The organism is Virgibacillus sp. CM-4 (assembly GCF_000445495.1).
Taxonomy (GTDB): domain Bacteria; phylum Bacillota; class Bacilli; order Bacillales; family Amphibacillaceae; genus Virgibacillus; species Virgibacillus salexigens.
On sequence record NZ_AUQA01000007.1, the window covers coordinates 133,154 to 146,831 of the forward strand.

Consider the following 13,678-nt stretch of genomic DNA (forward strand, 5'->3'; position numbering starts at 1 on the left):
ACTCGTAATAGGGGGGATAAAAAGTAAGGGGGGTGTTTTTGTGATTAGGACAGTAAAAATTTCTGATTTGGAACAACAACTAATGCTTCGCATAGATACAAACGATTTAGTGGAAGTTGATAAAGTAAAGCGGTATGTCGCTATCGTAAAGCAGGTTAGGAGACTTCAAACTGAAATAAATAAGAATGGAGTGCTAACTAAAACCGTTAACGGAAGCCAAGAATTCATGAAGGCAAATCCTGCAATTAAAGACTTAAATAGTCTCACAAAAACATTAATTTCTCTTGAAAAGTCAATCAAATTTGAACTGATTAACCCTCCTGATTTGGATGAGAATAAGAAGGATAATGACGACCCAGAAGTCAGTGATTTATATTGATTCACCAAAAGTATGTAGATGAATATATACAAGCTTGGCGAAGTGGAAAAATTATATTCAACCAAGAAAGAATTGATTTAGTCAAGCATTTAGAAGCAGAAGTGCTTGTTCGTGATGATATATACTTTGACGAAGATCAGATTGAACAATGCATTAACTATATTGAGAAATGGTATTTTAAATTAGAGCTATTCCAGAAATTTATTATAGCTTTTATCTTCCTGAAGTATATCGAGAAAGACAAATTATTTTATAAAGATATAGTGATTGTTATTGCTCGTGGGAATGGGAAAAATGGTTTGATTACAGGGCTTTCTGATTACTTTATCAGCCCTGGCCATGGGATAGAAGGTTATAATGTAGATGTTGTTGCCAATAGTGAACAACAAGCGGAAACCTCTATAAAAGAAGCATTCAATATGAAAGAAAAAAATAAGAACTTCATGAGAAATTTCTTTTCATGGACTAAAACAAAGATTACGGGTAAAAAAACATTATCCGAATTCTCCTTTAAGACATCTAATGCAGACACTAAAGATGGTGGTCGTCCAGGATGTATCATAATTGATGAATGGCATATTTATGAAAATATGAAGCTTATTAGTACGCTCAGTTCTGGGCTTGGTAAAGTTAAACATAGAAGAAGGATTTTCATTTCCACCAACGGTCATGTCCGAGGTGGTTTTTTTGATAAATTCATGGAGCAATGTTTAGAAGTATTAAGTGGCGGCAGTAAACGTAAAAACCGCTTTGTATTTGTTTGCAAAATGGATAGTAAAGATGATGTAGACAATCCAGATTTATGGGAAAAAGCTAATCCAATGTTTAGTAAACCGCGGAGTCCTTATGCTGATGAATTATTTGATACAGTTATGGACGAGTATTTAGATTTAGAAGATGATCCTTCAGGACGTCCTGAATTTATGGCCAAGAGAATGAATCTTCCTCAAGAGGACACCGCAACCAGGATTGCTTCTTGGGATGACATTATGGCCACCAACAGACCTATACCTTATGATCGTTTAAAAAACAAACCATGTGTTGGTGCTATTGATTACTCTTTTATAAAGGATTTTACTGCATGCGGTGTTTTGTTTAAGGATGGCGATGATTATATATGGGATAGTCATCAATATGCAAGAAGAGATTTCGTGAAAGAAGCTAATTTAAAACCTCCTATTTTTGAATGGGAGCAACAAGGGCTTATAACCTTACTTGACGAACCGGCAATTAATATAAAGTATATGGTTGACTACTTCTGTAGAATGCGTGAACTATATGGATTAACAACTATCATAGGAGATACCTATCGTTTGGATATTGTGAAAACTGCCTTAGAAGCGGAAGGGTTCGAAGTTCTCTATATCAGAAATCCGCATGCTATTTATGCAAAACTTGCACCAAGAATTGAGATGCTTTTTGCACAGCATAAAATCATATTTGGTGATAATCCATTGATGAGATGGAACACGAACAACATAGTCGTAAAAGTAAAAAACGATGGGAATAAAGACTTTGTAAAAGAAGATGAAGTCAAAAGAAAAACAGATGGATTTTCAGCATTTGTTTATGCAATGTGGCAAGCCGATAACATTCTTGTTGAAGAAGAGGAATTTTTCCTTGATGCAATTGACTTTTAGGGAGGTGAGTAAAAATAGGTTTCTTAGATATATTTAAACGCAATAGCGAACTGGTACAGATGTATGACGAGGACTTGATAGAAAATACTTCCGAACGAATTCAGATGAAGCAGCTGGCCATACAAATTTGTGTCAATATGATAGCCAGAACAATAAGTCAATCTGAATTCCGAGTAAAAAAGGACGGGAAAGTATTAAAGGATGAAATGTACTACAGGCTAAATGTTAGGCCTAACTCTAATATGTCAGCATCTCATTTTTGGCAAACTGTCGTTTATAAACTCATACATGATAATGAATGTTTGATTATTAAATCGGATAGCGATGATTTATTAATTGCTGATGATTTTACGCGAATCGAATATGGGCTTGTCGAAGATCTATTTAAAGGCGTTACTGTCAAAAATTTCACCTTCCAACGGTCATTTAGGATGAGTGAAGTTTTTTATTTGGAATACGATAATGAACGATTATCCAAATTATTAGACAGCCTGTATACCGATTATGGGATGTTGTTTGGTAGGATGCTAGAATTTCAAATGTATAATAACCAATTTCGTAGCACCGTGAGTGTAGACAATCAGGGTCCTAAAGACCAGAAAAACCAAGAAAAGCTTCAAAATTTTATTAATAAGATGTATATGGCCATTAGAGATAAAACATTTGCCATTGTTCCCCAGCAAAAGGGGTTTGCTTATAAGGAAGAATCACAACGACAAAACGTAAGTGTAGAGGAAATCAATAAAGTAACTAATGGTTTTCTCGATCAAGTAGCCAAAGCGCTTGGAATTCCACCATCGTTGGTACATGGTGAAATGGCTGACGTGGAAAAGCATACACGTAATTTTATGACGTTTTGTATTGATTTCTTTCTCAAAAAAATTAAAGACGAGATCAATGGGAAGTTCTTTACGAAGCAAGAATATTTAAAAGGAAAGAAAATGGATATAAGACGGGTCTCTTATAGTAATATCTTTGATTTAGCAACTGCTGTTGATAAGCTTGTATCTTCTTCTGCGTTCACAGGTAATGAGATAAGAGAGGAAGCTGGTTATGAACGATCAGAAGATGAGTTATTGGATAAGCATATTATCACCAAGAACTATACAGAACTAGGTAAATTACTTGAAGGGGGTGAGAAAGAGTGAACTGGAAAGAGGAACTTAAAAATATGATGAATAAGAAAAGCGATATCCGTTTTGAAGCAGATACCGACAATAAAGAAGTGAAACTTTATATTTATGGACCAATTGGAGGCTTTCTTTTCAGCGATAACAGTGCGCAGGGAATTAAAAGACAATTGCAGAATGTAGATGCAGAAACAATACATGTTCATATTAATTCTCCTGGCGGTTCTGCTTTCGATGGTGTTGCAATTGCTAATCAGTTAAAACAGCATAAAGCAGAAATAATTGTACACATTGATGGATGGGCTGCTAGTGCTGCATCTGTTATAGCGATGGCTGGTGACAAGATTATTATGCCAGAAAATACAATGATGATGATTCATCGGGCTTCAACGATTGAAATTGGAAATGCTGCAACATTTGAGAAGACAGCCTCAGATTTACGAAAAATTGACACCTCATTAGCTGCATCTTATAAGAAACGTTTTGTAGGTGAAGATTCCGAACTAAATCAGTTACTTGATGAAGAAACCTTTTTAACAGCAGATGAAGCAGTTGCTTTTGGACTAGCGGATGTTGTTGGTGAGGAAATAGAAATCAAGGATCTAGAGGATCTAGAAGATGATGACAAAGAAGAATATGAAAACTTTAAAGATAGTCTTGTTGCCAAATACACAGCACAACAAAATAACCCAAAGCCAAAGCCTACTCCTGCTGAACCAAAGCAGAATATGAGTAAGCTTTTTTTAAATTTAAAATAAAGGAGAATGACAATGCCAATTAAATTCAATAATTTCGAAGAGAAGAAGTTAGATTTCGCTAAAGCTACACAAGATGGTACAGAAGAGGAACAGTCACAAGCATTAAATACTATGCTTGAGGCACTTGCAAACGATGTAAGGGGAGACATCCTGAATCAAGTTAATACACAAATGGCTGATAATGCAGTAATGCAAGCTCGTGGTCAAAACGTATTAACTTCTGAGGAACATAAATTCTTTAATGCTGTTGTAGAAGATGGTGGTTTCAAAGAAACGGATACACTTCCTAAAACAACCCAGGAACGAGTATTTAAAAACTTAGTAGAAGATCATCCAATTTTACAAGCAATCGGATTACAAAACTTAGGAGCAGTTACAGAGTTTATCTTTTCTGATCCAAGTGGTGCAGCTGTATGGGGGCCGTTATTCGGAGACATTAAAGGGCAATTAAATACTGCATTCCGTAAGGAGTCTATTAGCCAATTGAAACTAACAGCGTTTATACCTCTAGCTAACGACATGCTTAAATTAGGACCTGCATGGGTTGAACGTTATGCACGTACTATCATCAAAGAAGCAATGGCTGTGGGACTAGAAAAAGGATTTATTGCTGGTACTGGTCAAAACCAACCTATTGGTTTATTAAAAAATGTTAACAAGGATACTGGTGCCGTATCCGATAAAACATCATCTGGTACCTTAACTTTTAAACGTGGAGACACTATGATTGATGAATTTGCTGGTGTTGCTGAAAACCTTGCAGTCCGTACTGTTAATGGAGAAGAAAAAGTACGTAAGGTTGAAAACAAAATTGTAATGGTTGTGAACCCTAAAAACAGCTTTAAAATCAAAGGTAATGCTACTATTCAAAATGCAAGTGGCGTTTATGTAACAAATTACCCTTTAAACTTTAAAGATTATGAATCTGTATTTGTACCTGCAGGTAAAGTATTGTTTTTCTTGCAAGGTGAATATATTGCTGCTATGGGTGGAACTGAGCCGATCAAACAGTATAAAGAAACAATGGCGCTTGAAGATGCAACCTTGTATATCGCAAAACAATACGCAAATGGTAAACCAGTTGATAATGATGCGGCTAAAGTTTATGACTTGCAATTGACAGAAACTACACCCTAATGCACCCGCAAACCTAGCAGCATCTGATGTAACGGATACAACATTAACGTTAACATGGGATGCTGTTACGTATGAGGCGGGAATCGCAAATTATGAAGTTTTCCGGGATGGTGCAAGTGTGGGAGTAAGTGATACGAATAGTTTTAATGATACAGAACTAACTGCAGATACAGAGTATGTTTATCAAATCAAAGCTATCGGATCGGATGGTAAAGAGTCTATATTAAGTGCTGAATTAACGATTTCTACAGTTCCAGCAGTATAAAAAGGGAGGAAATATTATGCCTTACAAGGTAATTAATGAATTTATTGATAAAGATCATAAGGATACACATTACAAACCAGGTGATGATTATCCAGTGGATGGTTACAAGCCAACGCAGAAACGCATAAAAGAACTATCTCAAAATCATAAAAAGTATAAACGTGTATTCATTGAAGAAGTTAAAGAGGATAATGCTTCTGATGATAAAACAAAGAACAAAGAAACTAAAAAACCATCTTCTAAAAAGTAGGAGGTGGTTTTCTTGAATGAACAACAATTAAGTGATCTAAGGGACGAATTGAAGGATTATCTGAAAATAACATGGCCAGATGAAGATGATGATTTACTAAAGTATATCAAAGATGGTATTGATTATTTGTATGAAATAACTGGTACAGAAATTGATTACACTGTGGATTCAATGGCTAGACGCTTGTTAATGGATTATGGCCGTTATGTTTACAACCATTCGTTGGAACTGTTTGAAATCAACTTTGAAAGAGTGCTTTTCAAACTTTCATTACGAGAGGGGATGAAAAGTTTTGAAACGGAAAATACAGAAACCAGTTCATGGAGTATTTAATGATGGCTTTCTCAGTTATGGCCGAAAGAAAACCAAGCGTAATGAGGCACGTAAACGAATTGGTGAGGAGTTTTCAGAAGAGGGAAAGCTAGCATTTCATTTATTAACTGCCCGTGAAGAGGATTATCGTTTTGCTGGGTTAATGAGTGCTAGCTTAGACCTTAAAGTTAAGACAAGGTTTCCACCATCTTTTAAAAATGTGCGTAAAACGAATTTAAAAGTGGTTATTGAAGAAATTGAATATGATGTTATTGATGTAGATAGAGATAATGACAAACGTTATCTCTATTTTTACTTGCAGGAAGTTGGTGTAACGAGTGAATGAAAAGAAAAAAAAATACATGAAAGAGCAGCAAGAAAAATTAGTTGCTGAACTAAAAAGTGTATTTGAATTGCCTGTATTCGAGGATGAGATTGCTGATGATGAATTACCAGCAACAGGTAATTATTTTCTTGTTGTTTACGGAGATATGCGCGCAACAGAGTCAGTAAAGAGCTTATCCCAAGAAGTATATGTGGTTTATATATCAGAGGATAACGGAGATGTAGAAGTTTCAACGCTTGATATTTTAACAGTCGTTTCAAAAATTAAAGGATATACTTTTTATCGAACGATAAAAGAGCGTGTTCAAAAGAATGAAACAGACGATTTTGTTGACCAGGTAACCATCATCTTTAGAAGGAAGTTGACTTATGAGTGTCAAGTTTGAAATTGACTATGAAGAAGTTGAAAAGTTGGAACAAAAGTTTAAACGGATCCCTGATAATATCGAAAACATCATAAACAGCTATTTACACAAGGATGCTCCAAAACTGGCAAAGAGCAGAATTGTTTCTTTAATGCCTCTATCTCAGAAAAAAGAAGGTATACATGCAAAGCAAAGTAACCCGTTACGAGTGAAAAAGATTAATCTGGGTTTTGAGATATTACCAAAACGAAAATTTAATTACCTGGTGTTCCCTGATCAGGCATTAGGAACATCGGTTGGTAACAATCCTGATGAGTTTATGCAAAGAGGTCTTAATCAATCTATCAATGACATTATGGAAGGTCTCAATGAACATATAGATCACTATTTAGAGGAGGAATTTTGATGGCAAAAACAATTATTGAGGAATTTGATGCAGTTTCCATTGAAAACGCAAGTCTACAATTCTTCGATAAAGGTCAAAAACAACCAGGACAAAAATTTGGTTGTTTAGGAACCATCGAAGGAGAAACAGAATTAAAAGAAATTGTAAAAATGTGTGCCGGTCAGGAAAGAGGAAAAACTACAAAGCCCATTAAAATGAATTTAACATTGTCTGGTCATGTAAAAGTGGCAGTAATTAGAAACTTATTTGGGTTAACGAATCAGGGGTTAAAACCTGGTGTTTACAAATATTCGACTAAGTCTAAAGGGAAGACTTTTGTGTTAACGGCAGATGTCGTAGATGAATTTACAGACGTAACAAAGCTTATTGCCTTTCCTAATTGTATTTCTGCAACGGGGTTAAAAATAACAGTACAAGCAGGTGCCGATGAAGTTGCAGAATTAGAGTTAGAAATAACAGCTTATCCAGACAAAGAGAGTGAAGAAGGGAATTTTTATTATGAATCCTTCAAAGAAGAATTAGAAGATACAACAATAGTAGAGCAATGGCACAAGGAATTTAATCATGAACTTGTTGCTGCTAGTGGAGCTACAGGAGGTGCTGCAAGCTAATGGCATATTTTACAGCTACAGTCACAGAAGCAGTTGAAACCAATCGACTATTAAGTCTATCGAATAGTGAACAAGGGGCTACTTTGTCTATCGCAACCGCAGGACAAACCCCTGATTTCTATTCCACTAGAAGTCTAACTGCAGATGAAAGTATTCGTGTAAGTATTACTGGTAAATCATCTTGGAATATCGAAGCAAGCGAAGATATACAGGAAGGTTCGCTTGTAGATATCGGTGAAGGTGGAACGCTTGTTAATGTGACAACGGGTGAAGGGGTCGGCTATATTACCAATACGGTAGTAGCTGGCGAATTGGCGAATCTTGTTTTAACAGTAAGTGGCGGAAAAGGTCCTAAAGGCGAACAAGGACCTGAAGGACCAAAAGGACCGGCTGGACCAAAAGGTGATCCTGGTGCTGATGGGTTTCCGACAGAAACACAATGGAATGATCTAGTGGCCAGAGTCGATGCTTTAGAAGGTACTGGCGGAGCATAAAGGAGGAGGCATTAGCCTTCTCTTTTTTACATAAAAAGGAGGATAATAATCATGGCCAAAATTGAAATGATTACATTGAAAGACATGGAAATTAAAGAAGTTGATGGAGAGTACCAACAGATCTTTTCCAATGAGAAACAATATCCAGCAGCCATAACGAACTACGGGCTAGGTCTTGGTGAAAAGTTAGGTTTACTGGAAGGTTCTAATTTAACGGATTTATTAAAAATTGCATCGTTAGAACAACTTATGGCTGGCGGAGGAGTAAACGAACAAGCCTTAGAAGCAGATGATACCAATACCACTAAATACTTAAAAGGAATATATATTGCCCTCATCGGTATCAACCCCAAACTCGAATTGTCCTATGAGGAATTTTTACAAAAATATCATGCGGACAGTATAACCACAATGAAAACATATGCCAGATTGGTAATGAATACTCTCCCTTCTACCAAAAACAAATTCGCTGAAGGGATGGAACAAAGTACTAAAAAAAAGTAGAAAAAGACCAGAAAGTAATTAAACCACCAAAACTCAATTTTGAAGGTGTAGAAGATCGCTATGTTTGGTATTGCATTGCCAATGGTATAGATAGCGATATTTTCTGGTATTATCCAATTCCTGATGTAGAACGAATCTATAAAAATAAAATTGCCTATGACGGATGGGCGAATAATCCAAGATAAAGGCAGGTGATAAAATGGCAAAGCAACCAGAAACTAAAGTCAAATTTAGTATCTTCAACAAGGAATTCAATGAAGGCATGAACGAGATGAATAGAGATAGTGCCAAGTTACGTAAAGAGTTTAAATTACAAGAAGCTCAAATGAAACAAAACGGTACAGCTGCAGAACAACTTGAAGCTAAGATATCCTATTTAGGGAAAGAACAGGACATCGTCAGAAAGAAAATAAGCGCCACTGAGAAGCAATTAGATAAAGCTAAGCAAACATACGGAAATAACTCTAACGAAGCAAACAAGCTATCAAATAAGCTTCTAGATTTGCAGATTTCAGAACAGAAGTTAGAGAATGCTATCAATCAATCAAGAAATGAAATAGCGAAGCAATCGCAAGAAATGCAAGAAGCTGCTAGCGACACAGATAAATATAAAAAATCCTTACAAGAAGTTGCTGGTGAAGCTAGTGATCTAGGCGATAAATTAAATACTGGCGTAACATTACCTTTAGCAGGAGTGGGTGCTGTCGCTGGTAAAAGTGCAATGGATATAAGTGATGCCGTTCGATTGATGACAGGATCGCTAGGGGCTACTGGTGATGAAGCGAAGCAGCTAGAAAATGATATGCGTACCGTTTGGTCTGAGGGATTTGGCGATAATCCTGAAGAAGTTGCTCGGTCAATGATGATGGTGAAACAAAATATTCAAGGGATTGATGAAGGGGAAGAACTTCAAAAGGCTACTAAGAACATTTTACTTCTTGCGAATGCCACAGAATCCGATTTAGGTGAAGCTACCCGTGGTGTAAATCAGTTAATGCATAACTTTGGAATAACAGCAGATGAAGCGATGGACCTGTTTAAAAAGGGTCAAGAAGAAGGCATTAACTACTCCAACGAAATGTTTGATAACATCTCTGAATATGCTCCTTTGTTTAATCAAATGGGCTTTGAAGCGGATGAGTATTTTTCTATTCTAGCTAATGGTGCGCAGAACGGTGCTTATAATTTGGACTATGTGAACGACATTATGAAAGAGTTTAACGTCCGTGTTCAAGATGGATCCGATAAAACAGCTGATGCTTTCGGTGATATGTCGAAAGAGACACAGAACCTATTCGAAGAATTTAAGAACGGAGAAGCCACAACAGAAGATTTATTCAAGTCAGTTATTCCTGAACTGGAAAATATGGACGACCAGGTGAAAGCAAATCAAATTGGCGTGGAGCTTTTCGGTACGAAATTTGAGGATATGGGTACGGATACGGTTTATGCACTAGACGATGTTAATGACTCGATGAAAAATGTTGAAGGATCCATGGATGACTTTGCCAAATCCCAAGAACAAGCATTTAGCCGTGAATTAAAAGAAACCATTCGCGGTGTTACTGAAGCATTAGAACCTTTAGGTAGAGAGTTGTTGGAGATTGCCCAAGAAGTCACACCTAAAATACAGGAACTATCCGATTGGTTTGTTAACCTTGATGATGATACACAAAAGTTTTTATTAACGATGGCTGGTTCCGCGGCTTTTATTGGACCAGCATTAAAAGTATTTTCTGGGCTTTCAGGTGTTGTTGGAGGAATAACTACCAAGTTCGGAAAGGCGGAAAAATCAGCCGGAGCGAAAGGATTTGGAGGTACACTACTTGCTTTAGTTAGTCGTGCTGGTCCTGTCGGGGTAGGTATTGGGGCATTAACTGGGCTAGGGATAGCAATTGCAAGTGTGTCTAACAAAGAAGAAGAATTGAATGAGGTATCACTTGAAACCTATGATTCCTTAATGAAACAACATGAATCGACTGGAGCAATGATTGATCAAATGGAAAAATTAAGGGGGAAATCTGAACTTACAAGTGATGAATTTGCGCGGTATGTCGATTTGCAAGCAGAACTAGAAACAGCCAATAGCTCTGAATCTATTAAAGCTATTAAGGATGAAATGGCAGATCTGCAAGGGAAATCAGGATTGTCTAACCAAGAATTAGGAAAAATGGTTGAGTTAAATGGAAATTTGGTAGAAAATCTCCCAGGAGCAACAGAAAAAATTACTACTCAAGGTGAAGGTATAGCAGGTACTACAGAAGAAATGAAAAAGTATAACGAAGAAACACTTAAAATGGCAACTCTAGAATTAGAGGGAGAATTTTTAGATGCTGCAGAGAATCATAATAAATTATTGGAACAACGTAATGTTATAAAAGGTGACTTGGCTTTAGCACAGGAAAAAGAAAAATTCGTTGAAGATATTTTAAATAATTATAGTAAGCAACGGGTTTCTGATGCTCGAGATAAACTAATTACACAGCAAGCTGAAATAGAAAAAAAGATAAGGAACAATGAGTTGAGTCGAGAAGAAGCTGTAGAAGCAGAAAAGATCATGGGACTTAATACAGATATCCTTATTGCACTAGAGGGTGGGAAAAATAAGTTAATTGATCAACTGGGGACCATGCAGCAAAAAACAAACGAAGAACAAAAATCCTTAATTAAGAAAGACCAAGAGATAGGTAAACTAGAAAGCATTTACCAAAAGTTACAACTTCAATATTTAACAAATGCAGGGATTAATGAGGAAACCGCTAGGCGTGCTGTCAAAGAGGGAGAAACATTAGAAACACTAGATAGGCAAATAGGAATGTTGCAGTTCAGTAAAGATATAATTAAACAGCAAACCCCTCCAAATGAAAGGAATACAGAAGAATATAAAAACCAAATCGCAGCTATTGATGAACAAATTGCAGAAATGCAAAATGCAAAAGGTGAATTGAGTGACCTAGGTGGAGATGCAAGAAGATATACTGATGAGCTAGGAAGAGATGTAAGTAAAAATGTCAATGTAAATACTAGCCCGTCTGTTTCTAGTCTAGATAGTCAATTGAGTGCTGAAGTGTGGAAAAGAGTTAATTTAAACGTACCGCGTGCTCCTATTATGCAGATGTTAAGACCAGACAATAATGCAGACGGAACCAACTTCCATCCAGGGGGATTGTCTTGGTTAGGTGAAGAAGGTCCAGAATTAGTAAAACGTAGAGGAAAATGGTCCATTGCTGGTTTCGGTCTATATGATCTTGAACGAGGATCTAAAGTATTTACACATGAACAATCAAAGAAAATCATTAGCGGTATTAATCAGTTTCCGCAATATGCTGGTGGTGTCGGTGTAAGTAGCAGCATGGCTAGGCGTTCAGATGATATGGGAACAGCACTAGCAAATAACAGACAAGCTATTAGCAACAACTTCACCATCGATGTTGGTGTAGGAGATGTAATTATGGATGGTCGTACTGTAGGAAGTGTGGTATGGCGACCAGTTAAAGAAAACATGGATAGAGATGCTAATATCCTACAGGATTTTAGGGGGTGATGGTGTGAAAAGTGAACTTAATTTCAAAATAATAAAGGACGGACAAACCTTTGATATGCATGAATTAGGTATTTGGGTTGAATCTTTTCACATACATTCTCCTAATATAAGTCGATCTAAATTAAATGTTCCAGGAATGATAGGGGCTCATTTGGCATCTACGGAAGAAGGGGAACGTCAAGTATCAATCGGTATGCAAATTGAAACGGATAGCATGTTAGAATTCGATCAACTGAAGCATCAAATATACGATTTATTTTATAGCGATGAATCCTTTTCCATCGTAAGAGATTTAACACCTGATCAAGAAATCTTTGTCCTTCAAGAAGGTGGGTATGATATAGAAAATCTTACTCCTGAAGATGGGGAGTTTGGACTTACTCTGACGATGTTAGATCCATATAAATACGGGAAAGAAAAAGTAAAAGAATTTGGATCAGATGCAGGAAAAATTACAAATGAAGGAACAGCAGAAGCTGAGCCGATATTTGAATTGGAAGTATTGGCACCTGTTACATTTGCCTTGATCCAGAATCAACACGGCGAATATATGTTAATTGGTATCCCTGTGGATGTAACAAGTGAAGTTGTAGATACAAAAACATTACTTTTAGAAGAAAGAGGGCAGACGTTAGATACATGGGATACTGCATCCGATTCCATTGATAATGGATATGTAGACGGCACCTTTGGAACGGATAACGATGGAATTACGGTTCCTAGTTATGGCGAGGACACAACAGAAAAGGATTGGCATGGTCCAGGATTGATAAAAGAAGTACCTGTGGCACAAGACTTTGAAGTCGAGGCTATGGTGCAAGGACGTACCACAGAAACCTCTCAAACCTTCCGAATTGAGGTTTATTTATTTGATGAAGGTATGAACGAATTAGGGAAAATGGCAATTAAAGATGACACCTTGGGAATCCATCGTAAAAAGGGAGAAGGTCGACTTGGTCCATATGTTGGAGCAAATGAGAATTATTTAATCAGTTCCCAAAATTATAGTTATGACCAGGATTATTTCTATGGCATGTTAAGGGTGCGAAGAGTAGGAAAAGAAATCATGTTTTATATTACCCGTGTTAATAATAGCGGTAGGCATGTTCAAACTATACTGCGGAAGTTCATTGATAATGAAAATCGATATGCAGGCAAATTAAAATACGTTCAAATCCATATCGGGAAATTCGCAGATACAGACCGAGCTTATGCGCCTAAGATTGATCATATTAGAGTATTTCAATTGGCGCAAGTAACTGTCGATCAAACGCCTTATATTGCAGATATCGGTGATATTATTACATTTGATCATGTGAATGAAGAGATATTGATAAATGGGGAAGCAAGAAATGACCTTAAAGCATTTGGAGGTCTTTTTTTTACGTTAAAAAAAGGTGAAAACCATTTAATTACGCATCCAGCAAATAGCTTTCGAACAACTGGAAGATACAGGCCAAAAAATAGGTAGGAGGGGAATAATTATGATTTACTGCATAAAAGACAAAGATGGCAATGTGGTACTACAAATTGATGAA

Annotated in this window: 15 protein-coding genes and 1 pseudogene; all 16 read left to right on the forward strand. The window is 36.6% G+C overall.

Annotation, left to right across the window (positions count from 1 at the left end; all coding sequences use genetic code 11):
• The first annotated feature begins 40 nt into the window (after positions 1-40).
• The 16 genes and pseudogenes from M948_RS39520 (at position 41) to M948_RS39580 (ending at position 13,611) form a co-directional block, all read left to right on the forward strand.
• Positions 41-379 (forward strand): P27 family phage terminase small subunit, encoded by a 339-nt coding sequence (locus tag M948_RS39520; protein WP_021292117.1) that lies wholly within the window; start codon positions 41-43, stop codon positions 377-379.
• Complete coding sequence (locus M948_RS39525) at positions 376-2,019, forward strand: terminase TerL endonuclease subunit (protein ID WP_021292118.1); 1,644 nt, start codon at positions 376-378, stop codon at positions 2,017-2,019. The genes M948_RS39520 and M948_RS39525 overlap by 4 nt, the downstream gene beginning before the upstream one ends.
• Positions 2,020-2,093: 74 nt before the next feature.
• Positions 2,094-3,167 (forward strand): phage portal protein, encoded by a 1,074-nt coding sequence (locus M948_RS39530; protein WP_369759900.1) that lies wholly within the window; start codon positions 2,094-2,096, stop codon positions 3,165-3,167.
• A gap of 23 nt (positions 3,168-3,190) precedes the next feature.
• A complete protein-coding gene (locus M948_RS39535; RefSeq protein ID WP_031335739.1) occupies positions 3,191-3,907 on the forward strand; it encodes a head maturation protease, ClpP-related in 717 nt (238 codons plus the stop codon).
• Positions 3,908-3,919: 12 nt separating this feature from the next.
• Positions 3,920-5,044 carry a phage major capsid protein gene (locus M948_RS39540; protein ID WP_021292121.1) on the forward strand — a complete coding sequence of 375 codons (1,125 nt, stop codon included), beginning with the start codon at positions 3,920-3,922 and terminating at the stop codon, positions 5,042-5,044.
• A 13-nt stretch (positions 5,045-5,057) separates the two neighbouring features.
• Positions 5,058-5,309 (forward strand): annotated as a pseudogene (locus tag M948_RS43500) (hypothetical protein); the annotation flags it as partial.
• 16 nt (positions 5,310-5,325) lie between these two features.
• Positions 5,326-5,559 (forward strand): hypothetical protein, encoded by a 234-nt coding sequence (locus M948_RS39545; protein ID WP_021292123.1) that lies wholly within the window; start codon positions 5,326-5,328, stop codon positions 5,557-5,559.
• A gap of 12 nt (positions 5,560-5,571) precedes the next feature.
• A complete protein-coding gene (locus tag M948_RS0122235; RefSeq protein WP_021292124.1) occupies positions 5,572-5,892 on the forward strand; it encodes a hypothetical protein in 321 nt (106 codons plus the stop codon).
• On the forward strand, positions 5,852-6,217 hold the full coding sequence (locus M948_RS39550) for a hypothetical protein (protein WP_021292125.1): 366 nt from the start codon (positions 5,852-5,854) through the stop codon (positions 6,215-6,217). Before M948_RS0122235 ends, M948_RS39550 begins: the two co-directional genes overlap by 41 nt.
• A complete protein-coding gene (locus M948_RS39555; protein WP_021292126.1) occupies positions 6,210-6,602 on the forward strand; it encodes a hypothetical protein in 393 nt (130 codons plus the stop codon). The genes M948_RS39550 and M948_RS39555 overlap by 8 nt, the downstream gene beginning before the upstream one ends.
• On the forward strand, positions 6,586-6,987 hold the full coding sequence (locus M948_RS39560; protein WP_021292127.1) for a hypothetical protein: 402 nt from the start codon (positions 6,586-6,588) through the stop codon (positions 6,985-6,987). The genes M948_RS39555 and M948_RS39560 overlap by 17 nt, the downstream gene beginning before the upstream one ends.
• Entirely contained in the window at positions 6,987-7,598 is a 612-nt protein-coding gene (locus M948_RS39565; protein WP_021292128.1) for a hypothetical protein, read from the forward strand. Before M948_RS39560 ends, M948_RS39565 begins: the two co-directional genes overlap by 1 nt.
• On the forward strand, positions 7,598-8,092 hold the full coding sequence (locus M948_RS43315; RefSeq protein WP_021292129.1) for a head fiber protein: 495 nt from the start codon (positions 7,598-7,600) through the stop codon (positions 8,090-8,092). Before M948_RS39565 ends, M948_RS43315 begins: the two co-directional genes overlap by 1 nt.
• Positions 8,093-8,143: 51 nt before the next feature.
• Entirely contained in the window at positions 8,144-8,596 is a 453-nt protein-coding gene (locus tag M948_RS39575) for a hypothetical protein (protein ID WP_021292130.1), read from the forward strand.
• A 199-nt stretch (positions 8,597-8,795) separates the two neighbouring features.
• Entirely contained in the window at positions 8,796-12,140 is a 3,345-nt protein-coding gene (locus M948_RS42625) for a phage tail tape measure protein (protein WP_021292131.1), read from the forward strand.
• 4 nt (positions 12,141-12,144) lie between these two features.
• The gene (locus M948_RS39580) at positions 12,145-13,611 is read left to right on the forward strand and encodes a phage tail domain-containing protein (protein WP_021292132.1); all 1,467 of its coding nucleotides are present in this window, start codon (positions 12,145-12,147) and stop codon (positions 13,609-13,611) included.
• The last annotated feature ends 67 nt before the right edge of the window (positions 13,612-13,678 follow it).

Bases quoted from the DNA above. Each gene is read 5' to 3' on its own strand.
- M948_RS39535 (WP_031335739.1), top strand. From the start codon at position 3,191: ATGATGAATAAGAAAAGCGATATCCGTTTTGAAGCAGATACCGACAAT.
- M948_RS39540 (WP_021292121.1), top strand. From the start codon at position 3,920: ATGCCAATTAAATTCAATAATTTCGAAGAGAAGAAGTTAGATTTCGCT.
- M948_RS39545 (WP_021292123.1), top strand. From the start codon at position 5,326: ATGCCTTACAAGGTAATTAATGAATTTATTGATAAAGATCATAAGGAT.
- M948_RS39560 (WP_021292127.1), top strand. From the start codon at position 6,586: ATGAGTGTCAAGTTTGAAATTGACTATGAAGAAGTTGAAAAGTTGGAA.
- M948_RS39565 (WP_021292128.1), top strand. From the start codon at position 6,987: ATGGCAAAAACAATTATTGAGGAATTTGATGCAGTTTCCATTGAAAAC.
- M948_RS43315 (WP_021292129.1), top strand. From the start codon at position 7,598: ATGGCATATTTTACAGCTACAGTCACAGAAGCAGTTGAAACCAATCGA.
- M948_RS39575 (WP_021292130.1), top strand. From the start codon at position 8,144: ATGGCCAAAATTGAAATGATTACATTGAAAGACATGGAAATTAAAGAA.
- M948_RS42625 (WP_021292131.1), top strand. From the start codon at position 8,796: ATGGCAAAGCAACCAGAAACTAAAGTCAAATTTAGTATCTTCAACAAG.